Here is a 25364-nt window from a genome sequence, read left to right as displayed (position 1 = left end):
CAGTAAATCTGTAATCCATGAAAGAGGCGTGGAGAGTAACAGAAGTACCCGTAATTACGAATAATTGGCTGAGATATCAGCCCGATATCGACTGATTATTAAACGAAATGAGGTTTTTTAAGAATCCTGGAAATCACCCGCTGTTAAAATATCTCCGCACTTCAGGCAGCGATATTCGCTCTCGCCACGCATCACCCGGTTATGACGGCGTACGGTGAGCTGGTGCTGCTGACAGCGGCAGCGATAGGGGTAAGCACGGCTGCGCACCGAGCTGATTTCAAACTGATGGGTGCGGCGTGCGGGGACGCCGAGCACGCTCTCCATCATCCACTTCCACTCTTTGCCGTGCGGGGCGACGCGACCAAAGTGCTTCCATACCAGCAGGTGTGCCAGCTCGTGCGGCACCACCTCATCGATAAACGCCTGCTGATTCTCCAGCAGCAGTACCGGGTTGAGGCGGATTTCCCAGCTTTGCAGCCATGCTGTGCCCGCCGCGGTGCCGCGCTGCTGATAGACCAGCGCCGGTTCCGGGTAGCTACGCTCCAGGCGCAGGTTAGCCTGCTGCAATTTTTCACGCAGCTGGCGCATAACCGCCTGTTGCAGGGCGATGGGGAGTCTCTGAGGTTTCATCAGGGCAAGGATACGGTGGGACGAGGGGATAAGCAATAAGCTGGCCGGGTTGCCCCGGCCAGAGTTTAGGTCAGTTATCGCTGACCGATATCACGCAGTTTTTTACCGCCTAACAGATTGCGTTCGATGTGCTCCAGCGAAACGTTTTTCGTTTCCGGGATCAGGGCAATCGTCAGCACGATGAAGAACAGGTTCAGCGCCGCGTAGACCCAGAAGGTGTTGGCGTTGCCGAGGTTGTTCAGCATGGTCAGGAAGGTGGCGCCAACGATCATGTTAGCAATCCAGTTAGTGGCGGTGGAAACGGTGATACCGAAATCGCGCCCTTTCAGCGGCTGGATTTCAGAACAGAGTACCCAGATCAGCGGACCGGCACTCATGGCGAAGCCAACGATAAACATCAGCAGCATGGCGATTGCGAAGTACTGTGCGGTGTCGGAGTGAATACCCACATGCAGCATGGTACCCAGAATACCCATCCCCAGCGCCATCACCATAAAGCCGAGGATCAGCGTCGGCTTACGGCCCCAGCGGTCAACCAGGCCGATAGCAATAAAGGTGGCCAGCACGTTCACCAGACCGACAATCACCGTACCCCACATCTGCTGCGTGGTATTGGTGAAACCGGCAATCTCAAAGATTTTCGGTGCGTAGTACATGATAACGTTCATCCCGGTGAACTGCTGCATCACCTGCAGCAGCACGCCCAGATAAACCGCACGGCGGAAGTTACTGTTGTCTTTGAACAGCGACCAGCCGGACTGCTTGATCTTCAGGCTTTCACGGATCTCATCCAGCTCACGTTTGGCCTGCTCGCTGGTATCACGCAGGCGGTCCAGCACGCGCTGGGCGCTACGGAAGTCACCTTTCGCCGCCAGCCAGCGTGGGCTGTTAGGCAGGAAGAAGACGCCAACCAGCAGCAGCAGGGCAGGGATGGTAATCACGCCCAGCATCCAGCGCCATTCGCCGGTGAAGCTAAAGGCGGTATCGGAAAGATACGCACCGAGAATACCGATGGTGATCATCAGCTGGTACAGCGAAATCATACTGCCGCGAATTTTCTCCGGGGCGATTTCAGACAGGTACAGCGGGGCGGTATAGGAAGCGACACCGACTGCCAGGCCCAGCAGGACGCGGGCAACAATCAGCATTTCCGGGTTTGGCGAAAATGCGGACCACAGGGAGCCGATAACGAACAGCACCGCGCCGATCATCAGGCTCTTTTTACGACCAAGATAGGAAGACATCCAGCCGCTGCCGACGGCACCGATGGCGGCACCAAACATCATTGAGCTGACGATCCACTCCTGCTGATGCGCAGTGACGTTGAAGTCTTTCGCGATGAAAGGTAATGCACCGGCGATAACGCCAATATCCAGGCCGAACAGCAGACCGGCCAGGGCTGCAAGAAAACAGACGAACAGGGTCATGGCCTTGTTCGATGTTCTGCTGCGTTTTTTATTATCAGGCATAACGCCTCCGTTTAGGTAGTACCGCTTGTTGTTGTTATAGATGTTAGAAAACCCAGGCGCATCAGACTGTGCTTCAGATCACATTGGTGTAATCGCTTACACACCAGAAGTATCTGAAAATGCCTTTTTTCCCTGCCGCTGCGCTTTGTAACCTGTAAGTCATAGCAATTTATAGTGTGTATTATTTCGCAGCCCAATCAACATCAGACAGTGCTGAAAATAGCGCATTTTATGTCGAAATGTTAAGAGAGGAAAATCTTAATTATCAGAAAAGTAAGATATTTATAAATGTAACCGTTATCATCTCGCCAATAAAAAAAGGGGCACCCGAAGGTACCCCTTTGAAACTGTTAGCCGAAAAGGTTATTTCAGGCCGGCAGCTTCACGCAGCTGGGCTGCTTTGTCGGTTTTTTCCCAAGGGAAATGTTCGCGACCAAAGTGACCGTAAGCGGCAGTTTCGCGATAGATCGGATGCAGCAGGTCCAGCATCTGGATCAGACCGTAAGGGCGCAGGTCGAAGAACTCGCGCACCAGCAGGGTCAGGGTTTCGGTGGAGATTTTCTCGGTGCCGAAGGTTTCCACCATGATTGAGGTGGGTTCTGCCACGCCGATAGCGTAGGAAACCTGAATTTCACAGCGATCGGCCAGACCGGCAGCAACGATGTTTTTCGCCACGTAGCGCGCAGCATAGGCCGCCGAACGGTCCACTTTTGACGGATCCTTACCGGAGAATGCACCGCCGCCGTGACGAGCCATGCCGCCGTAGGTATCAACGATAATCTTACGTCCGGTCAGACCGCAGTCACCCATTGGGCCACCGATAACGAAACGGCCAGTCGGGTTGATATGATATTTGGTGCTGGCGTTGACCCACTCAGCAGGCAGAACCGGCTTGATGATCTCTTCCATCACCGCTTCCTGCAGATCTTTCTGCGAGATATCTTCCGCGTGCTGAGTCGACAGCACTACCGCGTCAATGCCCACGATCTTGCCGTCATCGTACTGGAAGGTGATCTGGCTTTTTGCATCCGGGCGCAGCCACGGCAGCGTGCCGCTTTTACGCACTTCTGCCTGGCGCTGCACCAGACGGTGAGCGTAGGTCACGGGAGCTGGCATCAGCACGTCGGTTTCGTTGGTGGCATAGCCAAACATCAGGCCCTGGTCGCCTGCACCCTGTTCCAGCGGATCGGTACGGTCAACGCCCTGGTTAATATCAGGTGACTGCTTGCCAATGGCGCTCAGTACGGCGCAGGAGTTGGCATCAAAGCCCATATCAGAATGAACATAGCCAATATCACGCACGGTCTGACGCGTGATCTCTTCGATATCAACCCATGCGCTGGTGGTGATTTCACCGCCGACCAGCACCATGCCGGTTTTCACATAGGTCTCGCACGCAACGCGGGCTTTCGGATCCTGCTCGAGGATGGCATCGAGCACGGCATCAGAAATCTGGTCGGCGATTTTATCAGGATGTCCTTCTGATACGGACTCGGATGTAAAAAGGTGTTTAGCCATTTTATTCTTTACCTTGACTTGAACGGGTGGAAGATCGACTGCATAGCGCAAAGACTGGAAACCAGCCGGTCACTCAGAATTAGCGCCCCCACAGGCAAAGCCATGAGCAGTAATACAAGACGCTTAGAAGTTAACCAGTATAGACGGATTAACATCTGGACGGCTATTTTAGGTTACACGCTAAGCGGATTGCCAGTTTTTTTTGCTTAAAGGATTTTTCAGTTAGCGTAAAGAGTGGCAATTAATCCTGACAGGGGTCGCATTTAGCACAGTAAGATTTTGCAATTTCACAGGGTTAGCTGTATAAAACGCCGCGCCTGCCGTTGCGGTTTTGACTTGCGCCGCACCAGACTGTCAGTCACCGTGTTTTTACTGACTTTCAGCCTCAGTTCTTGCTTTTCCACATACGGGTTAAACTGTCACAACACCACGATATTCTCGGATTATCCTGAGTATTGTCCCTGTTGGCTCTCTGGCTGGTGATACGGAGTCCGCGACTTGTTTTACAATGTTATACTGCATAAGCCGACTCTTCGCTCTCAGCCTGTCGGGCTGAACCGGGCGACGGTCGATGATTTCTTGCTACAGGATGCTCCTGTAGCTGCTGGCTGTTTTGCTTCATTACAACTTGAGGTTCGCGATGTCTGACGACATGAAGAATATTAAGGGTTCGTCAGCTGGCGAACAGGGTGTACTCCGCTCGATGCAGGAGGTAGCAATGAGCGATCAAGATGCCAGCCGCATGCTGCGCACTTACAATATTGCCTGGTGGGGCAATAACTACTACGACGTCAACGAGCTGGGCCATATCAGCGTCTGCCCGGATCCGGATGTGCCGGAAGCGCGCGTCGATCTCGCGAAGCTGGTGAAAGAGCGCGAAGCCGAAGGCCAGCGTTTGCCCGCCCTGTTCTGCTTCCCCCAAATTCTGCAGCACCGCCTGCGTTCGATTAACGCCGCGTTTAAACGCGCGCGCGAGTCTTACGGCTATCGCGGTGACTACTTCCTGGTTTACCCGATTAAGGTTAACCAGCATAAGCGCGTTATCGAGTCGCTTATCAACTCCGGCGAGCCGCTGGGCCTGGAAGCCGGTTCCAAAGCTGAGCTAATGGCCGTGCTGGCCCATGCGGGCATGACGCGTTCGGTGATCGTCTGTAACGGCTATAAAGACCGTGAATATATCCGCCTCGCGCTGATCGGCGAAAAGATGGGCCACAAGGTCTATCTGGTGCTGGAAAAAATGACCGAGGTGAAACTGGTCCTCGAAGAGGCGGAGCGCCTGAATGTGGTGCCGCGCCTTGGTATCCGCGCGCGCCTGGCATCGCAGGGTTCCGGTAAATGGCAGTCGAGCGGCGGGGAGAAATCCAAGTTTGGCCTCTCTGCCACTCAGGTACTGAAGCTGGTAGAGATCATGCGCGAAGCGGGCCGTATGGAGAGCCTGCAGCTGCTGCACTTCCACCTCGGTTCGCAGATGGCCAACATCCGCGATATCGCCACCGGCGTGCGCGAGTCGGCGCGTTTCTACGTTGAGCTGGCGAAGCTCGGCGTCAATATCCAGTGCTTCGACGTGGGCGGCGGTCTGGGCGTTGACTATGAAGGTACCCGCTCGCAGAGCGACTGCTCGGTCAACTACGGCCTGAACGAATATGCCAACAATGTTATCTGGGCGATTGGCGATGCCTGTGAAGAGCACGGCCTGCCGCATCCAACGGTGATTACTGAATCGGGCCGCGCCGTGACAGCGCACCACACCGTACTGGTTTCCAACATCATTGGTGTGGAACGCAACGAGTTCAGCGAGCCGCAGCCGCCGCAGGCAGATTCCCCGCGCCCGATTGTCAGCATGTGGGATACCTGGCAGGAGATGCACGAGCCGAATAACCGCCGTTCGCTGCGCGAATGGCTGCACGACAGCCAGATGGACCTGTTTGACATCCATACCGGTTATTCGCAGGGGACTTACGATCTGACCCAGCGCGCCTGGGCGGAGCAGCTCTATCTCAGCATTTGCCACTATATTCAGCAGCATCTTGACCCGAGCAACCGCGCGCACCGTCCGATTATTGACGAACTGCAGGAGCGCATGGCGGATAAGATTTACGTCAACTTCTCACTGTTCCAGTCGATGCCGGATGCATGGGGTATTGACCAGCTGTTCCCGGTGATGCCGCTGGAAGGGCTGAATCAGGTGCCGGAGCGCCGTGCGGTGCTGCTGGACATCACCTGTGACTCGGACGGCACCATCGACCACTATGTTGACGGCGACGGTATTGCCACCACCATGCCGATGCCGCAGTACGATATTGATAACCCGCCGATGCTGGGCTTCTTTATGGTCGGTGCTTATCAGGAGATCCTCGGCAACATGCACAACCTGTTCGGCGACACCGAAGCGGTCGACGTGTTTGCCTTCCCTGACGGCAGCGTGGAAGTTCAGCTGTCCGATGAAGGGGATACCGTGGCGGACATGCTGGAGTATGTGCAGCTGAACCCGGCCGAGCTGCTGACCCACTTCCGTAATCAGATCAAACAGAGCGATCTGGATGAGGAGCTGCGTGCGCAGTTCCTGGAAGAGTTCGAAGCCGGTTTATACGGCTACACTTATCTGGAAGACGAATAATCTTCCGGCGCTGCGCGCTATTACAGGCGCGCAGCAAATAAGAAGCCTCCAGCCAGGCACTCAGTGCCGAGAGTGAAGGAGTCGAATATGGGTTTGCTTGACGGTTTACTAAAAAGTGCTTTGGGCGGCGGCGGCGGTAACGCGGCCGGTGGGCTTAACGCGGGACAGTTTCAGGCCATCTGGGAATGGATTCAGGAGCAGGGCGGCATTGAAGTGCTGTTTAATAAGTTTCAGCAGGGCGGTCTTGGTGCCATTCTGAACTCCTGGATTGGCAACGGCCAGAATGCAGCGATTGGCAGCGGTGAAATTCAGTCGGCGTTTGGCGGTGGCGAGATCCAGTCGCTGGCGGATAAGCTGGGCACCGATCGACAGGGGGCCACCGATCTGCTCAGCCAGTTCCTGCCGAACTTTGTCGACGGTATTTCGCCGGGTGGCGAAGTGAAGCCGGAAGTGAAGTCCGGTTCTGCCGATTTAGGTAACTTTGTTAACGATATTTTTAAACGTTAAACCAGGTTAAAATAGTGCTTAATCAATCCCTTCCTCGTCGGGCTTAACGACGCGGTGGGGATTTTTTTTCATCTTTTTTTTGGTCAGTCAGAGAGGAACAGCTATGTATAACACCCTGGGTAATCAGTACGATAACTCGCTGGTGTCTAACGCCTTTGGTTTTATGCGTTTCCCGGTTAACTTCCAGCCCTACGACAGCGATGCCGAGTGGGTGATTACCGGCGTACCGTTTGATGCCGCAACCTCCGGCCGCCCGGGCAGCCGCCTCGGCCCCGGCGCTATCCGCCAGATTTCGACCAACCTCGCCTGGGAAGGCTGCCGCTGGCCGTGGGAGTTTGACCTGCGTCAGCGCCTGAACGTGATTGACTGCGGCGATCTGGTGTATGCCTTCGGTGATTCACAGGATCTGAGCGACAAGCTGCAGGCGCACGCTGAGAAGCTGCTGGCGAACGGCAAGCGTATGCTGACCTTTGGCGGCGACCATTACATCTCGCTGCCGCTGCTGCGCGCCCATGCCAAAACTTTCGGTAAGATGGCGCTGGTGCACTTTGATGCGCACACCGATACCTACTCTAACGGCCCGACCTTTGACCACGGCACCATGTTCTATACGGCACCGAAAGAAGGGCTGATCTCACCGGAGCATTCCGTGCAGATCGGTATTCGTACCGAGTTTGATAAGTCACTGGGCTTTAACGTACTGGATGCCGCGCAGATCAACGATCGCAGCGTCGACGATATCCTGGCGCAGGTGAAGCAGATTGTGGGCGACCTGCCAATCTACCTGACGTTTGATATCGACTGCCTCGACCCGGCACATGCACCGGGCACCGGTACTCCGGTGATCGGCGGCCTGACCAGTGACAAGGCCAGCAAGCTGATCCGCGGTTTGCAGGGTATGAATATCGTGGGGATGGATCTGGTTGAAGTCGCACCGGGCTACGACCAGTCTGATATTACCGCGCTGGCGGCGGCCAGCCTGGCGCTGGATATGCTGCACGTGCAGGCTTCCAACAAAGGTTAATCATTCTGCCCCGCGGCGGTAAATGCGCTGCGGGGTAAATACTCCCTCTCTCTGCCCCCCAAATTAACCCTGCTCTTAATTTACCCCGAAGAGAGCGTGACCCTGCCGTTAGTAGTGTTTTTTAAAATCCTCCCGGAAGTTGCCATAATTGTTTTACTGATGAAACTTTCAATTATTCTTATTCAACGGTGATAATTAGCCAGGGAAAATATTTTTTGCACTGGCTATACCGCTGAAGGTCGCTTTGCTGCTGTTTTAAAAGAATATCTTTCGCTGCTGTTGTCTGGATCTGATTTTTGCTACAGATATGATTCAATGCGGTGAATTTATTTTATTTCGTGATCTCTTGCACGTTTACTTTAAATAAAAATCTTCTTGCTTAATTTTTAGCAAATATCGCCTATTGACGCTTAACCCTCCGCTTCTATATTGACCGTATTAGATAGGAAACAAAGTTTTATATATGAAACTGATGCTGGAGTTAAATAATGAGCTGGAGCCCTATTTGTCATATTTCGCAGGTGCAGGCCGATTTTCCCTTCGCCGGCAATATTGATGGCCGGGAGATCGGGATTTATCTGGTCGAGGGTGAATATTACGCGCTGGAGGATATCTGCCCGCATGCATATGCCCTGCTGAGCCAGGGGTTTGTAGAGGATGGCAAAGTGGAGTGCCCGCTACATGAGGCTGTTTTTGATATCAGAACGGGACGCTGCCTGCGTGAACCGGGGGAACGCGACCTGAAACGCTATCCATTACGGATAGTCGATAACCAGATTCAAATCACTGTCGTTGCGGAGGATGAGCAACTATGAGTCATCAAGCGGAATTTAATCCACACTTGCCGCAGAGCTGGCAATTCACTCCCCCTAAAGAGGGGGGCAATGGTGCCATCCATCGGCCGGGCGAATATCAAAATATTATCTGGCAGACGCGTCGTCGTGAACCTGATGCCTTTGAAATCGCCCTGATTAGCGCCCTGGAAACGCTGTTTTCACAGGATAAAAACACACTGGAACAGCTGGTGGAGGCGCTCAATCAGCAGCGGATCTTCGACCGCGGCGGTAAGCCGTGGAGCGATGCCAGCTTCCGCGAGTTTTTACAGGTTAACGGTTACTGAACCGGGAGGCGAAGATGAGCGACGTACAGAAATATCTCGATCAAGGATTACGCGGTCTCTGGTATCCGGTGCTGGCGAGCTGGGAAGTACACTCGGCGCCGCTGGGGATAACACGACTGGGGCAGCAGCTGGTGGTATGGCGCGATGCCGAAGGCAAACTGCAGGCGCTGGAAGATCGCTGTCCGCACCGCGGTGCGCGTCTGTCGATGGGCTGGAACCTCGGCGACCGTATTGCCTGCTGGTATCACGGCGTGGAAGTGGCGGGCAGCGGTACGGTGAAAGATGTACCGGCTGTTGACCGCTGCCCGCTGGTTGGCCAGACGTGCGTGCGCGCCTATCCGGTGCAGGAAGCGCATGGCGCAATCTTTATCTGGTTTGGCGTGACCGCAGAGGATCCACCCACGGAGCTGGTGTTCCCGCAGGAGCTGGCCGACAGCAAGTCTTACAGCAATTTCCTCTGCACCGCTGCATGGAACTGCAATTATCAGTACGCGCTGGAAAACGTGATGGATCCGATGCACGGCACCTACCTCCACTCGTCTTCGCACTCGATGGCGGACGGTGACCGTAAGGCGGATATGTCACTGCAACCCACTGAAACCGGGTTCCTGTTCCAGAAGGATGGGCAGAGAGGGGTGAATTTTGACTGGGTGGAGTTTGGCGAAAGTGGTGTGCAGTGGATGCGGCTCTCTATCCCCTATCAGAAACGTTTTGGACCGGGCGGCCCGTTCTGGATCATCGGCATGGCGGTGCCGGAAAGCCAGGAGAGCTGCCGCGTGTTCTTCTGGCGCATTCGCCAGGTTGAGGGCTGGCAGCGTGATATGTGGCGCTTCTTCTACCGCAACCGGCTGGAGAAGCTGCACTGGGACGTGCTGGAACAGGACCGGATTATCCTTGAGTCAATGGCCCCGGCTGCGCGTAACCATGAATATCTCTATCAGCATGATGTCGGGCTGTCACGCCTGCGCCGCAACATGCAGAAAGCGGCGAAGCAGCAGCTGGCAAGACTGGCAGAGTTAGCAGCCCAGGAGACCTCGTAATGGGTGGGCTGCTGGCAGGAAAACGCATCGTCATCACCGGTGCGGCGCGTGGCCTGGGCTGGCAGTTTGCTCAGGATATTGCAGGCCAGGGGGCACGCGTAGTGATGCTCGATATTCTTGCAGCCGAGCTGGAAGCCAGTGCTGAGCAGCTGCGTAAGCAGGGCGCGCGAGTTGAAGCGCTGCCGCTGGATATTGCCGACCCGCAGGCGATTAACGACGTCATGCAGCTTGTCGCCCGCGAGGGCGGCATTGATGGGCTGGTCAATAACGCCGCGCTGGCGACCGGCGTTGGTGGCAAAAACATGCTGGAGTACGACATTGAGCTGTGGGACCGGGTGATGCAGGTCAATGTGCGTGGCAGCTGGCTGGTTTCGAAAGCGGCGGTGCCGCTGATGAAACGCGGTGGAAAAATCGTTAACGTCGCGTCGGATACCGCCCTATGGGGCGCGCCGAACCTGCTGGCATATGTTGCCAGTAAGGGCGCGATTATTGCGATGACGCGTTCCATGGCGCGGGAACTGGGAGAGCGCGGGCTGTGCGTCAACGCCATTGCCCCAGGGCTGACGCGCGTCGCCGCCACAGAGTACGTGCCGGCGGCGCGGCATCAGCTGTATGAGCAGGGGCGCTCGCTCGCCGGAGCGCAGCATCCGCAGGACGTCAGCGGTAGCGTGATTTGGCTGTTGTCATCGCTGTCTGATTTCGTTACCGGGCAGCTGCTGCCGGTCAACGGTGGATTTGTTTTTAACTGAGGTGCAGGAGTCGTTATGTCTGAAGCATCAAGCTGCCGCTACCTGATCCCGGGATTAGATCGCGGGTTGCAGTTGCTACTCGCCTTCGGCGCGCAGCAGCGCGAAATGACTTTCGCCGAGCTACACCGGCTGGTCGACATGCCTAAAGCCAGCGCTTACCGCGTGGTGCAGACTCTGGAGCACCTTGGTTTTTTACAGCGTAACCCGCGTAACAACACCTTTACTCTTGGCATGATGGTGCTGCGACTGGGGTTTGAATATATCGCCTCGCTGGACGTAGCGCAGGCGGGGCAGCCGGTGATTGAGCAGCTGCGCGATCGCAGCCTGTGCAACAGCCATCTGGCGATTCGCGATGGGCGCGATCTGATTTATATCGCCCGCGTCAGCGCCGCAGGTGCGCGGATTAATCAGGTTAGCGTCGGTTCACGGCTGCCGGTTCACTGCACTTCCCTCGGCAGGGTGCTGCTAACCGATCTGAGCCGCAGCGATTTTGAACAGCTCTATCCGGAGCCGCTGATTGAAGGCGCAGCCCAGGTGCCATCCCAGGATCGTGAAACGCTGTGGGAGATGGTACAGCAGGATAACCAGCGCGGTTATGTGATTGGTGAATCCTTCTTTCGTCCGGGAATTTCGTCGATTGTTTACCCGATCTTTGGGCCCAGAAGTCGGGTGGCGGCAGTGGTCAGCATCATGGTGCCAATGCATGAAATTCCGGCCGCTGACCGCAGGCATTTGCAGCAGCTGGTGGCCGATGCCGCGATGAAAATCTCCGGCTTGTTAGGGCATCACGCCCAGGCTGGCTAACCCAATAACTGCGTAAATTTTTCAGGCGCTTAACCGCGTCGGGGATCTCTACGTCCAGATTCGTCATTTTGAACAAAAAAGAGGCAGAGAGCATGCGCGTAACTGGAATTGAAAAGCTGGAATTTGGCGTTGAAGACCCGCCACTGTGCAGCAAGTTCATCCGTGATTTTGGCCTGTCGCCGGTGAACGGCAGCGATCGTCTGTTTCAAACGCTGAGCGGCGCACAGGTTGAATTCAGCCCGCTGGACAATCCTGACCTGCCAGTGCCCTTCGAAGCAGGCTCCACCCTGCGGCGCGTCACCTGGGGCGTGCGAGACGCAGCGGCACTGGCCGCCATTGCGCAGAAAATGCGTGACCAGCCCAGTTACCAGGAGCGCGGCGGGGCGCTGTACTGCACCGATCCTAATGGTATGGCGCTGCGTATTGTTGTCCGCCAGCAGCGAAAGGTTGAGCTCGATGTTCCGGGCATCAACCAGTGGGACGATATTCGCCGTATCGACCAGCCCAGTCCGGTCTATTCCCAGGCTACGCCAATCAATATTGGTCACGTGGTGTTTTTTGTCAGCGACCTGGCGCAGACGGAGAAGTTTTATCGCGAAGTGCTCGGCTTCGAGGTTTCTGACCGCTATATCGATCGCGCGGTCTTCCTGCGGGCTCAGCAGCGCGGTGGCCATCACACCCTGTTTTTACTGCAGCTGCCGAATGGTAAACGCGGTTTGAACCACGTGGCGTTCACCGTGCGCGATATCCATGAAGTGGTCGGCGGTGGGTTGGCGATGAACAAACAGCAGTGGAGCACCTTTATTGGCCCCGGCCGGCATCCGGTCTCTTCCGCCTATTTCTGGTACGTCAACAGCCCGGCTGGTGGTGCGTTCGAGTATTACACCAACGATGACTGGCTGACGGAAAACTGGCAGCCGCGTGAGCTGGAGCACTCGCTGGTCTCCTTTACTGAATGGGCGGTAGAAGGAGGTATCGACTACACCACCCGCCGCCAGCTGAAGCGTGAGGAAGCGCTATGAGCGCCGGGATCGTCATTATCGGCGGTGGGCAGGCGGCGGGCTGGGCGGCAAAAACCCTGCGCGATGGTGGCTACGACCAGCGTATCAGCGTGGTGGCCGACGAGCCGTGGGACTTTTATGAGCGACCGCCGCTGTCGAAAAGTGTGCTGTTGCAGGATGAGGTCGCCCTGACTCGCCTGTTTAGCGAGCCCGTGCAGGCAGCACTCGATCTCAGCTGGTATCGCCCGCTGCGCGCCGAACAGATCCTGCGCGGGCAAAAGCGCGTGCTGCTCAGCGATGGTCAGCAGCTGGCCTACGATCGGCTGCTGATTGCTACCGGCAGCCGTCCTCGCCTGCCGGGGCGCGAGTGGCAGAACCATCCCCGTATTCACAGCTTACGCAGCTGGCAGGACGCCATCTCGCTGAAAGCCGGGCTCAACGACTGTCAGCACCTGGCGGTGGTTGGCGGCGGCTGGATTGGATTAGAAATTGCCGCTTCTGCCCGCAGCAAAGGTATTGCCGTCACGCTGTTTGAACGGCAGCCCGCGCTGTGCCAACGCAGTATTGACCCGGCGGTGTCGGCGGCGCTGCTGGCGCTACATCAGCGGCACGGGGTGCGGCTGCATCTCGACTGCGGTGAAATCGTACTTCATCAACAGCACGATCGGCCACAGCTGAGCTGCGCGTGCAGCGAAGCCGAAACCTTTGACCGCGTGGTGGTGGGGATTGGGATTGAGCTAAATCTTGAACTGGCGCAGCAGGCCGGGCTTGAGGTGGCGAATGGCATCGTAGTGGATGCCCGCGGGCAGACCAGCGACCCGGCAATTTTTGCCATCGGCGATGTGGCGCGCCATCCGCAATACGGTATCTCGTTGCAGTCCTGGGCCTTTGCCCAAAATCAGGCCATTGCTACCGCGCAGGCCATGCTCGATCCGCAGGCGGCAGGATATGGCGAGATCCCCTGGCTATGGTCGGATCAATACGACGTCAATATTCAGATCCTCGGCCTGCCCGGTGACGCGGGAAGGACGATTGTCCGGCCGCAGCCCGGAGGTGGGCTGTGGTTCCGTCTGGGAGCGGACAGCCGTCTGCAGCAGCTGGTGGCGTTTAACGATGCGCGCAGCATTAAGCTGGCGAAGCGCTGGATGCTGGCTCAGCGCCAGCTGGATGCGGCGCAGCTGGCTGACCCCGACTTTTCACTGATGTCGTTACGGTAAGCGGAGATCGGGCAGATGAGTACTCTTGAACACCCACCGCTTACGGTCGCTCAGCAGGCTGAAACGGTTCGCTGGTCGATCCCGCTGGCACTGTTTGCCTGCGTGCTGCTGGCCTTTTTTGACAAGGTGAGTATTGCCGCCCTGTTTTCTGACGTGCAATTTCAGCAGGCGATGGGGCTGAGTTTTGACACCACCCGCCTGGGGCTATTAATGAGTGCCTTTCTGCTCAGCTATGGCTTCTCCTCGATGCTGCTCAGCGGGCTGGGCGACCGCATCAACCCGCAGCGTTTACTGGTGGGCATGATGCTGCTCTGGTGCCTGCTGATGGTGGCGATGGGCTTCTGTCACTCCTATCGGACCATGCTGGGATTGCGCATCGCACTGGGCGTGGCGGAAGGGCCGCTGTTCCCGCTGGCATTTGCCGTGGTGCGCAATAACTTCCCGCAGCACCTGCAGGCGCGCGCCACCATGCTGTGGCTGCTGGGAACGCCTATCGGTGCCGCCATCGGTTTTCCGCTTTCGCTGTTTATTCTCGGGCACTTTGGCTGGCAGAGCACCTTCTGGTTTATGGCACTGCTGACGCTGCCTGTGGTGGGCTGGATTTGTCTCGCGCTACGCAATATCCGCCGCGGAATGACGGCGACGCGCAGCAACGCTCAGCCGCGCAAAGCGGCACGTGCGGTGCTCTATCGAAACGGCCACTTCTGGCTTATCTGCCTGTTCAACATCACCTATCTCACCTATTTGTGGGGCATTAACGGCTGGCTGCCCAGTTATCTGGTGGAGGGGCGCGGCATTCATCTGCGGGATGTGGGCTGGCTCTCTTCGCTGCCGTTTATCGCCATGCTGGCAGGCGAAGGGCTGGGGTCCTGGATCTCTGACCGTGCCGATCGCCGTGCGCTGGCCTGCTTTATCTCTCTGGGGGGCGCGGCAATCGGCCTGCTGGCAGTGCTGCATCTCCAGCAGCAGGGGGGGGTGATTGCTGCCATGAGCTTCAGCACATTTATGTGGGGCGCGGGGGCGCCGAATATCTTTGCCCTGCTGGCAAAAGCCACGCCACCCAACGTCAGCGCGGCCGCCGGCGGTGTGTTTAACGGGCTGGGGAATTTTGCCGGCGCGCTGGCACCGCTACTGATGGGGGCAATAATCGCCGAATCTCACAGCATGGACAGCGGCCTGCTGTTTCTGGTGGTGGTGGCCGCAGCGGGCTGCGTGCTGTTACTGCCAATCCTGAAACGTTACTGAGGAGTATCAACCATGTCAGAAAGCATCACTAAAGCTGCCGTTAAACCTGCCAACCTGTCAATGGATGAGTGGGTGGAGTCGCGCATTGCACGTTTTTCCGGGCGTAAATATGACTGGAGCGCGCTGAAATTTCAGGCCGACTTCGACCCGAAATATCGCCGCGCTCAAATGCGCTATATCGGCACCGGAGCGACGGGCGTGTCCAGCGACAGCAACACCGTTCCAGCTGAGCATTTCACCTTTTCAACCATGGTGCTGCCGGCGAAAAGTGAAGGACCGCTGCATCTGCATGACGATGTGGAAGAGGTATTTTTCATGTTGAAAGGCTGCATCACGCTGATGATCAAAGAGGGCGACAGCTACTGCGAAACGGTGCTCAACGAACGTGACCTGATCTCGGTTCCTGCCGGCATTTACCGCGGCCTGTTTAACCACGGCGAGGAAGAAGCGTTGATGTGTGTGATGCTGGGCACCGCGAAACCGCATATCCCGACCTATCCGCACGATCACCCGCTGGCTAAGGTGAAACGTCAATGATCCAATGGTGGGAGACCGGAAATGGACCGGCGCTGGTGCTGCTGCACGGCATCAGCTCCGGCAGCGGCAACTGGCATAAGCAGCTGAATAACAGCGGCCTGCAGCAGTGTTGCCACATGCTGGCGTGGGATGCGCCGGGTTACGGGCAGAGCCAGCCGCTCACTCACCCCCATCCCACCGCGGCGCTGTATGCCGATATGCTGGCGCAGATGCTGGATGATGCCCATATCTCACGGGCGGTGGTGGTCGGACACTCGCTGGGGGCGCTGATCGGCAGTGCGTTCGCCGCGCGCTATCCACAGCGCGTTACGCGTCTGGTGCTGGCCGATCCGGCGCAGGGCTATGGCAGCGCCGCGCCGGAGCAGCAACGGCAGGTGCTGGAACAGCGGGAACAGCAGCTGGCTGGCGGGCTGAAGACGCTGGCCGACGACCGTGCTGCGCATCTGCTGCGCCCGCGGGCTGACGAGCGCGATATTGCCACGGTGGCGGCGGGAATGCGGCGGCTAAATCGGGCGGCATATCTCCAGGCGGCATCCATGCTGGCCACGGAGGATATCCATCGCTGGCTGGCGGATATTCACTGCCCGACAGAGGTATGGTGCGGTGAGCTGGATGAGATTACGCCGCCAGCACGGGTGCGTGAGCTTGCGCGCCGCTGGAGTCTGCCTTACCTGACGATCCCGACTGCCGGGCATGCCTGCTATCTCGATAATGCGGCTTTTTTTAATCGCCAGCTGCAGCGTATTACGGAGGCCGAAAATGAACCTGCAAATTAACGGGCGCGTGGCGGTGGTTACCGGGGGGTCCTCCGGCATCGGCTTTGCCACGTTACAGCTGTTACTGGAAGCCGGCGCCAGAGTGGCCTTCTGCGGGCGCGATACGGCGCGACTGGCCAGTGCGCAGGCTGCGCTGCGGGAGCAGTTCCCCGATGCCGATATGCTGGCGCACCACTGTGATGTGCTGGTGCAGGAGCAGGTTGAGCGCTTTGCGCTGGCGGTCAGCAAACGTTTTGGCGCGGTGGATATGCTGATTAACAACGCCGGGCAGGGCTATGTGGCGAACTACGCAGACACGCCGCGCGATGCCTGGCTGCAGGAAGCCGGGCTGAAACTGTTTGGCGTGCTCAACCCGCTGCAGGCATTTTTGCCGTGGCTGGAACAGTCGGATATGGCTTCGGTGACCTGCGTCAATTCGCTGCTGGCACGCCAGCCGGAGGAGCACATGATTGCCACCTCTGCGGCGCGGGCTGCGCTATTGAACATGACGCTAACGCTGTCGAAAGATCTGATCGCTAAAGGTGTTCGGGTGAATTCGATCCTGCTCGGCATGGTGGAGTCCGGCCAGTGGCGGCGGCGCTTTGAGCAGCGGGAAGATCGCGATCTCAACTGGGAGCAGTGGACGACTGCGCTGGCCCGGCGGCGCGGGATCCCGCTCGGCAGGCTTGGCAAGCCGGAAGAGGCGGCCCGCGCGCTGCTGTTTCTCGCCTCGCCGCTGGCTTCTTTCACTACCGGGGCGGCGCTGGATGTCTCAGGCGGCTTTTCCCGCCAGCTATGAGGGTAAATGATGAAAAAGATCATGCTAATCGGCTTTGGTGCCATGGCCCAGGAAGTCCTGGCGCGGCTGCCGCAGGGCGTTGAGCCTGGCTGGATAGTGGCGCGGGAAAGCCATCATGCGGCGATCCGCGATCGCTTTGGCGCACGGGTTGCCGCACTGACTTCTCCCGCAGCCTGTGACGGTCAGCCGCAGCTGGTGTTGGAGTGCGCCAGCCAGCAGGCAGTCGTCGAATATGCTCAATATGTTCTGCTGCGCGGCTGGCGGCTGGCGGTGATTTCTACCGGCGCGCTGGCGGATGAGTTACTGCATCAGCGCCTGCTGGCGGCCTGTCATAGCGGGGAGGGGCGGTTGATCCCGCTTTCTGGTGCCGTCGCCGGGCTGGACGGGCTGGCTGCCGCGCGCGAGGGCGGATTGGACCATGTGATCTATCAGTCGTGTAAAAGCCCGGCCAGCTGGCGGGGTAGCCATGCAGAAACGCAGATAGACCTGTTGGCGGTCAGCGAACGTCAGGTGTTCTGGCGCGGCAGCGCGCGTGAAGCTGCACGACTGTTCCCGGCTAACGCCAATGTGGCGGCAACCATTGCTCTGGCTGGGATTGGGATGGACCAGACGCAGGTTGAGCTGATGGTTGACCCGACAACGCAGCGCAATACCCATACGCTACAGGCGGCGGGAAAGTTCGGCGATCTGTACCTGGAACTTCGTGGTTACCCGCTAAGCAGCAATGCGAAAACCTCCATGCTGGCAGCACTCAGTGCCGTACAGGCCTGCCGTCAGCTGCTCTATCTCTAAGGAATCCTGATGGAAACGTTAAAGCTGTACCTGGCCGGCGAGTGGCGCGAAGGGCGCGGTGAGCGTTTTTGCAGCACTAACCCGGCCGATGGATCGGTTAATGCCTGGCTGCATGCCGCCAGCCTGGACGATGTTGAGCTGGCCGTTAACGCGGCCGAGCGCGCCTGGCGGGCGCCGCAGTGGCGGCAGAGGCTGCCACACCAGCGTGCCGCGATCCTGCATCGTGTGGGTGACCTGATTACGCAACGGCTGGAGGCGCTGGCGCAGCTGCAGACGCGCGACAACGGCAAACCGCTGGCGGAGACGCGCGGGCTGGTCGCCAGCGCTGCCGCAACCGCCCACTATTTTGCGGCCGTCTGTGAAGTGATGGAGGGGGAGCTCCCGCCGCCGCGCAGCAACGACTTTATTACTCTCAGTCGCTATGAGCCGATCGGCGTGGTGGCGGCAATCACGCCGTGGAACTCACCGATTGCCAGTGAGATGCAAAAAATTGCCCCGGCGCTGGCGGCAGGCAATGCCGTGGTGCTGAAACCGGCGGAAGCCACGCCGCTGATGGCGCTGGAGCTGGCCGCGCTGTTTGAGCAGGCCGGGCTGCCGCCGGGGCTACTGAGCGTACTGCCGGGCAAAGGCTCAATAGTCGGGGAAGCGCTGGCGCGTCATTCACTGGTGAAGAAGATCTCCTTTACCGGTGGAACCCGCACCGGGCAGCGGTTGGCGCATATCGCGGCGGACAAACTGATCGGCACTTCGCTGGAGCTGGGAGGGAAATCCCCGACCATTGTGCTGGCCGACGCCGATATTGAGCAGGCCGCACGCGGCATTTGCTACGGTATTTTCAGCTCTGGCGGGCAGGCGTGCATTGCCGGATCGCGGCTGTTTATTCATCGCGCGCTCTACCCACGACTGATCGACAGACTGCTGCAGTTAACGGATGGCCTGCGTCTTGGCGACCCATTGCGTCCCGGCACCCATATTGGCCCGCTGATCGGCCCCGAGCATCGCCAGTCGGTGATGGACTATGTGGCGCTGGCGCGGGAAGAGGGTGGCGAGATTTTGTGCGGGGGAGAGATCCCTGCCGATCCGGCGCTGGCGAAAGGTAACTGGTTCCAGCCGACGATTATCGCCGGGCTGAATAACGCGGCAAGAGTGTGCCAGGAGGAGATCTTCGGCCCGGTGCTGGTGGTGATGCCGTTCGATGATGAGCAGCAGCTGATAGCGCAGGCCAATGATTCGATCTATGGCCTGGCGGCCGGCATCTGGACGCGCGACATCCCTTATGCCTTGCAGCTTGCCGATCGGCTGGAGTGCGGGACGGTGTGGATCAACACCTACAAAGTCTTTTCGATAGCCACGCCGTTTGGCGGTTTCAAGCAGAGTGGGCTTGGGCGCGAAAAGGGGCTGCAGGGCATTAAGGCCTGGATGCAGCAGAAGAGCATCTATCTGGCGATGACCCCGGCAATTAACGCCTGGAGTGACTAACTATGGAACGGGAAGTAGCGATGAGCGAAATGATAACGGTGGGTGAAGCGCTGGCGCGGACTCTTGAGTTATACGGGGTTAAAACGCTGTATGGGATTATCTCTATTCACAATTTACCGATTGCCGATGCCATCGGCCAGCGCGGGAGGCTGCACTTTGTTCCCGCTCGCGGCGAGGCGGGTGCGGTGACCATGGCTGATGCGCACGGCAGGTTCAGCGGGTTGGGCGTGGCGTTAACCAGTACCGGTGCCGGAGCGGGCAATGCGGTGGGGTCGCTGCTCGAAGCGATGAACGCCGGTACGCCTCTGCTGCATCTGACGGGGCAGGTTGAGAAGGCATATCTTGATGCCGACAGCGGATTTATTCACGAAGCCCGCGATCAGCTCGGGCTGCTGCGCAGCAGCGGTAAAGCCGCGCTGCGCGTGCACTCGCCGCAGCAGGCGGTGGCGCTGCTGCACCGGGCAATTCAGATAGCTCAGACGCCGCCGTGCGGTCCGGTTTCGGTTGAGATCCCGATAGATATCCAGAACAGCCTGATACCCGACTCGCTGGTGACGACGCCGGTCGCTCCTCTTTCTCCGCCAGCGCCGCCGGAAAGCGTGATTGCTGCACTGGCGGAAAAGGTTAAACGTGCCAGCCGCCCCCTGCTGTGGGTCGGCGGCGGAGCATCAGGCTGTAGTGAGGCCATAAGAAAACTGGCCGATGCCGGGTTTAGGGTGATCTCCAGCGCGCACGGTCGCGGTATTTTACCGGATGCTCATCCGCGCAGCCTGCGCGCATTTCACAACTCTTCTGCGGTGGAAAGCGTGATGGCAGAATGTGACTTAACGCTGATCGCCGGTTCGCGCCTGCGCAGTAATGAGACGCGCAGCTGGACCCTGACGCTGCCACAGCCGCGGGTGCAGATTGATATCGACCCGGCAGCGGCCAGCCGAAATTATCTGGCGGATGAGGTGCTGAACTACGACTGCCGTGCGCTGCTGAATGCACTGGCACAGCGCCTGTCACCGGTCAGTGATGTGGCGGGCGATCGTCAGATTGCGCAGGCGGTAGCAGAAGCGGAGCGTGAACTGCGCGCGCAGTGCGGAGTGTACGCCGGGCTGAACGATGCCGTTGCCGCCGCGCTGCCTGCGCAGGGGATTCTGGTGCGTGATATTACCGTTTCCGGCAGCGTCTGGGGCAGCCGTTTACTGCGTGCCAACGGTGCCTTAGCCAATATTCATTCGCTGGCGGGGGCAATCGGGATGGGGCTGGCGATGGCGATTGGCAGCGCGCTGGCCAATCCGCAGCGTAAAGTGGTTGGTCTGGTCGGAGACGGCGGGCTGGCACTGGGCGTCGGCGAGCTGGCGACGCTGGTACAGGAGCGGGCTAACGTGACGCTGCTGGTGATGAACGACGGAGGTTACGGCGTGATGCGTGGCATTCAGGATAAGTATTTTGGCGGGCGGCAGTATTACAACGAACTGCACACGCCGGATTATACCCTGCTGGCGCAGTCGATGGGGATGCAGGCCTGGAGCATCAGCGATGCCGCCATGTTCAGCAGCGTGCTGGCGGAAGCGATAGCGATGCCGGGGCCAACGCTGGTGGAGGTTAAAATGAGCGAAATCGGACCATTGCATTTTGCCGGTCCGCCGCAGAAAACCTTATTTTAATGATTCGGGGCGGGCATGCCCGCCCCCTGCCGCGCCCGGAATTACTTACCGGCCGCGATACGCTCTTTGATATGGTCGGCGCGCGCCTGAGAAGCCGGATGCGAGTCAAACATGCTGCTTTCGTGCGTGCCTTCCAGCTTGGCCAGCTTCTCGAAGCTGGTCACCAGACCCTGCGGGTTGATGTTGCGTTTTTTCAGCAGATCAAACGAGTAGTCATCGGCCTGTGATTCCTGGCTCTGGGAGAACTGCGCGTTCACCAGTTTTTCACCCAGGTCACCCAGCTGCGACTGAGACAGCGAAGCGGCAATACCGCCAGCAGAAGCGGCCGCGGTGCGGATAGCGGTGGTGGAGTAAGCCAGCTGCATCGCTTTGCGCGAGTGGCCCAGCGCGACGTGGCCCATTTCGTGGCCCAGCACACCTTCCACTTCATTATCGGTCATCATATCCATCAGGCCGCTGTAAACGCGGATGCAGCCGTTTGCCATCGCCCACGCGTTGACATCTTTGGTGACGTAGACTTTGTAGTTAGCCGGCGTGCCGTTGATATTGTCGCCCAGCGCAGCGGAGATCTTCTTCAGGCGTTGAGCATAGGTGCTGCTGGCGGGAGCAATCTGCGCTTCGCTGTCCATCTGCTGACAGGATTTTTCGCTCAGCTCTTTAACCTGCGCATCGCTCAGGGTAGCAGCCTGGTAAGCCTGCGCGCCTGACTGCATCAGGGCATTGCTGTCAAAATTCTGACAGCCGGAAACTAATGTCGCGAGTGCGATCGCGCTAACAGAAATACGTTTCATCATTCCAGTTCATCCATTTAGGTAACAAGGTATAGAAATCAAAAAGTTGTCAATTTATGCTGGGCGAATTATTGCCAGCGAAACCGGAGTTATAGCCTTTGCTGGTATAAATGCATAGCACCACTGCTCCGAAAGGGCCACTAATGTGACTTTTTTTACATCCTGCGCCATGTACATGTTACCCGTGTTTCATGTACATTGATTGTCGACTTTCCTTCGGCTTTGCCTGATAACTCATTCATTACAATAGGTTAAGGACGGCGAAGCGTTAAATCCGACCTGGAGTAGAAAATGTCTTCTCGTAAAGAGCTTGCCAACGCCATTCGCGCATTGAGTATGGATGCGGTGCAAAAAGCCAAATCCGGCCACCCGGGCGCCCCAATGGGCATGGCCGATATCGCCGAAGTTCTGTGGCGTGACTTCCTGAATCACAACCCGACTAACCCGCTGTGGGCAGACCGCGACCGCTTCGTGCTGTCAAACGGCCACGGCTCAATGCTGATCTATAGCCTGCTGCACCTCAGCGGTTACGATCTGCCCATCAGTGAACTGGCTAACTTCCGTCAGCTGCACTCCAAAACCCCAGGTCACCCTGAATACGGCTACACCGTAGGCGTGGAAACCACCACCGGTCCACTGGGCCAGGGTATCGCCAACGCGGTCGGTTTTGCTATTGCAGAACGCACGCTGGCCGCGCAGTTTAACCGTCCGGGCCACGATATTGTTGACCATAACACCTACGTGTTCATGGGTGACGGCTGCATGATGGAAGGCATCTCGCACGAAGTGTGCTCGCTGGCGGGTACGCTGAAGCTGGGTAAACTGGTCGCGTTCTATGATGACAACGGTATCTCCATCGACGGCCACATTGATGGCTGGTTCACCGATGACACCGCGCAGCGCTTCGAGTCTTACGGCTGGCACGTGGTGCGCGGCGTGGACGGTCATGATGCGGACGCGATTAAGAAAGCGGTGGAAGAAGCCAAAGCGGTGAGCGATAAGCCTTCCCTGCTGATGTGCAAAACGGTTATTGGCTTCGGTTCGCCGAACAAAGCCGGTACTCACGACTCCCACGGTGCACCGCTGGGTGATGAAGAGATTGCACTGACCCGTAAGCAGCTGGGCTGGAACCACGCGCCGTTTGAAATTCCTTCAGACATCTATGCACAGTGGGACGCGAAAGAAGCGGGCCAGGCGAAAGAAGCTGCATGGGACGAGAAGTTTGCTGCCTACGCTAAAGCCTTCCCGGAGCTGGCCGCTGAGTTTAAGCGCCGCATGAACAACGAGCTGCCGGCAAACTGGGCTGCTGAGTCGCAGAAGTTTGTTGAACAGCTGCAGGCGAATCCGGCGAAAATCGCCAGCCGTAAAGCGTCACAGAATGCCATCGAAGCCTTTGGCAAACTGCTGCCGGAATATCTGGGCGGCTCCGCTGACCTGGCGCCAAGCAACCTGACGATGTGGTCTGGTTCTAAGCCAATCAACGAAGATGCAGCGGGTAACTACATCCATTACGGCGTGCGCGAATTCGGTATGACCGCTATCGCTAACGGTATCACCCTGCACGGTGGTTTCCTGCCGTACACCGCGACCTTCCTGATGTTTGTCGAATATGCCCGTAATGCGGTGCGTATGGCTGCACTGATGAAGATCCGTCAGGTGATGGTCTATACCCACGACTCTATCGGTCTGGGCGAAGATGGCCCAACTCACCAGCCGGTAGAGCAGCTGGCGAGCCTGCGCGTGACGCCGAACATGAGCACCTGGCGCCCGTGTGACCAGGTTGAGTCGGCGATTGCGTGGAAATATGGCATCGAACGTCAGGATGGCCCAACTGCGCTGATCCTGTCGCGTCAGAACCTGGCACAGCAGGATCGTACCGCTGAGCAGCTGGCTAACGTTGCGCGTGGTGCTTACGTGCTGAAAGATTGCGACGGTACGCCGGAGGTCATCTTCATCGCTACCGGTTCAGAAGTTGAGCTGGCGGTGGGCGCTTATGAGCAGCTGACTGCTGAAGGCCGTAAGGCGCGCGTGGTTTCCATGCCGTCTACTGATGCCTTCGACAAGCAGGATGCCGCTTACCGTGAATCGGTGCTGCCGAAAGCTGTCAGCGCGCGCGTGGCGATTGAAGCCGGTATCGCAGATTACTGGTTCAAATACACCGGCCTGAACGGTGCTATCGTCGGTATGACCAGCTTCGGCGAGTCTGCACCGGCCGAGAAGCTGTTCGACCTGTTTGGCTTCACCGTGGATAACGTGGTCGCTAAAGCGAAAGCGCTGCTGTAATCACGTAGCGGGCGAGGCATGCCTCGCCCCAGGATGTTATAGCGTAGGGGGGCGGGCATACCCGCCCCTTTTTTGTTCCCACCGATAAATTCTAAATTTGTGACGTAGATCCAAACTTACGCGCCACAATTGATCCCAGTCATTCCTATTATTCCTGACTTCTATTATTCTGGCTGAAGCGTTTCAGTTGTCAGTGGTCCCTGTTATTTCCGCCGACCGTTCGATAAGAATCTGCTGTACAAATCGCCACGGCTGGCTCAGGCTAATTGTCCGATTTTACGGTGAATTCTGGCGCAGGAGTAATATGACGGTTCGCATTGCCATAAACGGGTTTGGTCGCATTGGGCGCAATGTTTTACGCGCGCTGTACGAGACCGGGCGACGTGCTGAAATTACGGTCGTCGCCATCAATGAGCTGGCGGACGCCGCGGGCATGGCACATTTGCTGAAATACGATACCAGCCACGGGCGATTCGCCTGGGACGTGCGCCAGGAACGTGACCTGCTGACGGTAGGGGATGACACCATCCGCCTGCTGCATGTGGCAGAGCTCGCGCACCTGCCGTGGCGCGAGCTGAATGTCGATGTCGTGCTCGACTGTACCGGAGTTTATGGCAGCCGTGCCGATGGTGAAGCGCATCTGCACTCCGGGGCAAAAAAGGTGTTGTTCTCACACCCTGGCGGGCACGATCTGGATGCCACCGTGGTTTACGGCGTGAATGAGAAAGAGCTGCTGCCGGAGCACTTGCTGGTGTCAAATGCTTCCTGTACGACCAACTGTATCATTCCGATTATCAAGCTGCTGGATGATGCCTGGGGTATTGAGTCCGGCACCGTCACCACGATTCATTCGGCGATGCATGACCAGCAGGTGATTGATGCTTATCACCCGGATTTACGGCGCACCCGCGCTGCCAGCCAGTCGATTATTCCGGTCGACACCCGACTGGCCGCCGGCATAACGCGTATTTTTCCGAAATTTAACGACCGCTTCGAAGCGATCGCGGTGCGCGTGCCGACCATCAACGTGACGGCCATTGACCTGAGCGTCAGCGTGCGTGATGCGGTAAAGGCATGTGAGGTCAACGCCCTGCTGCAAAGTGCGTCAGAAGGGGCATTTAGTGGTATAGTTGACTATACGGAATTACCGTTAGTCTCGATAGATTTTAACCACGATCCGCACAGTGCCATAGTGGACGGCACGCAGACGCGGGTCAGCGGTCAGCACCTGATTAAGACTTTAGTCTGGTGCGACAACGAATGGGGCTTTGCTAACAGGATGATTGATACCACGTTAGCGATGGCCGCAAGCGGTTTCAGGTAGGGCGCGGT

Annotated in this window: 22 protein-coding genes and 1 pseudogene; 19 read left to right on the top strand and 4 right to left on the bottom strand. The window is 57.9% G+C overall.

Annotated elements, in window-relative coordinates; translation table 11 throughout:
• Positions 1–117: 117 nt before the first annotated feature.
• The 3 genes from QLG07_RS19935 to metK form a co-directional block, all read right to left on the bottom strand.
• Positions 118–630: a SprT family zinc-dependent metalloprotease gene (locus QLG07_RS19935; protein ID WP_133622802.1), complete on the bottom strand. Its 513-nt coding sequence runs from the start codon at positions 628–630 to the stop codon at positions 118–120.
• A 74-nt stretch (positions 631–704) separates the two neighbouring features.
• A complete protein-coding gene (locus QLG07_RS19930; protein ID WP_048917243.1) occupies positions 705–2099 on the bottom strand; it encodes a sugar porter family MFS transporter in 1395 nt (464 codons plus the stop codon).
• Between the two features lie 363 nt (positions 2100–2462).
• On the bottom strand, positions 2463–3617 hold the full coding sequence (gene metK / locus QLG07_RS19925; RefSeq protein WP_048917242.1) for a methionine adenosyltransferase: 1155 nt from the start codon (positions 3615–3617) through the stop codon (positions 2463–2465).
• Positions 3618–4257: 640 nt separating this feature from the next.
• On the opposite strand from metK, the gene speA reads away from it, so the two are divergent.
• The 17 genes and pseudogenes from speA (at position 4258) to QLG07_RS19840 (ending at position 20958) form a co-directional block, all read left to right on the top strand.
• Positions 4258–6234, top strand: coding sequence for a biosynthetic arginine decarboxylase (gene speA, locus QLG07_RS19920; protein WP_048917241.1), 1977 nt, complete (start codon positions 4258–4260; stop codon positions 6232–6234).
• Positions 6235–6321: 87 nt separating this feature from the next.
• Positions 6322–6741: a YidB family protein gene (locus QLG07_RS19915; RefSeq protein WP_133622806.1), complete on the top strand. Its 420-nt coding sequence runs from the start codon at positions 6322–6324 to the stop codon at positions 6739–6741.
• 103 nt (positions 6742–6844) lie between these two features.
• Positions 6845–7765: an agmatinase gene (gene speB / locus QLG07_RS19910; protein WP_062818407.1), complete on the top strand. Its 921-nt coding sequence runs from the start codon at positions 6845–6847 to the stop codon at positions 7763–7765.
• Between the two features lie 488 nt (positions 7766–8253).
• On the top strand, positions 8254–8580 hold the full coding sequence (locus tag QLG07_RS19905) for a non-heme iron oxygenase ferredoxin subunit (protein WP_282470017.1): 327 nt from the start codon (positions 8254–8256) through the stop codon (positions 8578–8580).
• Positions 8577–8885: a recombinase-like helix-turn-helix domain-containing protein gene (locus tag QLG07_RS19900; protein ID WP_282470016.1), complete on the top strand. Its 309-nt coding sequence runs from the start codon at positions 8577–8579 to the stop codon at positions 8883–8885. Before QLG07_RS19905 ends, QLG07_RS19900 begins: the two co-directional genes overlap by 4 nt.
• Before the next feature lie 14 nt (positions 8886–8899).
• The gene (locus QLG07_RS19895; protein ID WP_282470015.1) at positions 8900–9925 is read left to right on the top strand and encodes an aromatic ring-hydroxylating dioxygenase subunit alpha; all 1026 of its coding nucleotides are present in this window, start codon (positions 8900–8902) and stop codon (positions 9923–9925) included.
• Entirely contained in the window at positions 9925–10674 is a 750-nt protein-coding gene (locus QLG07_RS19890; RefSeq protein ID WP_282470014.1) for an SDR family oxidoreductase, read from the top strand. The genes QLG07_RS19895 and QLG07_RS19890 overlap by 1 nt, the downstream gene beginning before the upstream one ends.
• Positions 10675–10689: 15 nt before the next feature.
• On the top strand, positions 10690–11478 hold the full coding sequence (locus tag QLG07_RS19885) for an IclR family transcriptional regulator (RefSeq protein ID WP_048918405.1): 789 nt from the start codon (positions 10690–10692) through the stop codon (positions 11476–11478).
• Positions 11479–11570: 92 nt separating this feature from the next.
• Positions 11571–12500: a VOC family protein gene (locus tag QLG07_RS19880; protein WP_099753468.1), complete on the top strand. Its 930-nt coding sequence runs from the start codon at positions 11571–11573 to the stop codon at positions 12498–12500.
• Positions 12497–13696, top strand: a complete 1200-nt coding sequence (locus QLG07_RS19875) for an FAD-dependent oxidoreductase (protein WP_282470013.1) — start codon at positions 12497–12499, stop codon at positions 13694–13696. The genes QLG07_RS19880 and QLG07_RS19875 overlap by 4 nt, the downstream gene beginning before the upstream one ends.
• Before the next feature lie 66 nt (positions 13697–13762).
• Positions 13763–14941: pseudogene (locus QLG07_RS19870) on the top strand (MFS transporter); the annotation flags it as partial.
• A 12-nt stretch (positions 14942–14953) separates the two neighbouring features.
• A complete protein-coding gene (locus QLG07_RS19865; protein WP_048918401.1) occupies positions 14954–15478 on the top strand; it encodes a cupin domain-containing protein in 525 nt (174 codons plus the stop codon).
• Positions 15475–16254: an alpha/beta hydrolase gene (locus QLG07_RS19860; protein ID WP_282470011.1), complete on the top strand. Its 780-nt coding sequence runs from the start codon at positions 15475–15477 to the stop codon at positions 16252–16254. Before QLG07_RS19865 ends, QLG07_RS19860 begins: the two co-directional genes overlap by 4 nt.
• A complete protein-coding gene (locus QLG07_RS19855) occupies positions 16238–17032 on the top strand; it encodes an SDR family oxidoreductase (RefSeq protein WP_048918399.1) in 795 nt (264 codons plus the stop codon). Before QLG07_RS19860 ends, QLG07_RS19855 begins: the two co-directional genes overlap by 17 nt.
• Positions 17033–17041: 9 nt before the next feature.
• On the top strand, positions 17042–17824 hold the full coding sequence (locus QLG07_RS19850) for an aspartate dehydrogenase (protein WP_282470034.1): 783 nt from the start codon (positions 17042–17044) through the stop codon (positions 17822–17824).
• Between the two features lie 9 nt (positions 17825–17833).
• Positions 17834–19303, top strand: coding sequence for an aldehyde dehydrogenase (locus QLG07_RS19845; RefSeq protein ID WP_282470010.1), 1470 nt, complete (start codon positions 17834–17836; stop codon positions 19301–19303).
• Between the two features lie 20 nt (positions 19304–19323).
• Positions 19324–20958, top strand: a complete 1635-nt coding sequence (locus QLG07_RS19840) for a thiamine pyrophosphate-binding protein (protein WP_282470033.1) — start codon at positions 19324–19326, stop codon at positions 20956–20958.
• A gap of 41 nt (positions 20959–20999) precedes the next feature.
• On the opposite strand, the gene QLG07_RS19835 is transcribed toward QLG07_RS19840, so the two are convergent.
• Positions 21000–21752, bottom strand: coding sequence for a M48 family metallopeptidase (locus QLG07_RS19835; protein ID WP_048917237.1), 753 nt, complete (start codon positions 21750–21752; stop codon positions 21000–21002).
• A gap of 288 nt (positions 21753–22040) precedes the next feature.
• On the opposite strand from QLG07_RS19835, the gene tkt reads away from it, so the two are divergent.
• Together tkt and epd are read left to right on the top strand one after the other, a co-directional pair.
• Positions 22041–24032, top strand: a complete 1992-nt coding sequence (tkt, locus tag QLG07_RS19830) for a transketolase (protein WP_099753471.1) — start codon at positions 22041–22043, stop codon at positions 24030–24032.
• Positions 24033–24336: 304 nt separating this feature from the next.
• Positions 24337–25356, top strand: a complete 1020-nt coding sequence (epd, locus tag QLG07_RS19825) for an erythrose-4-phosphate dehydrogenase (protein WP_048917235.1) — start codon at positions 24337–24339, stop codon at positions 25354–25356.
• The last annotated feature ends 8 nt before the right edge of the window (positions 25357–25364 follow it).

Origin of the sequence: Erwinia sp. V90_4 (genome assembly GCF_029967685.1) — a bacterium.
GTDB lineage: Bacteria > Pseudomonadota > Gammaproteobacteria > Enterobacterales > Enterobacteriaceae > Erwinia > Erwinia aphidicola.
This window is presented reverse-complemented; position numbering and strand designations above follow the sequence as displayed.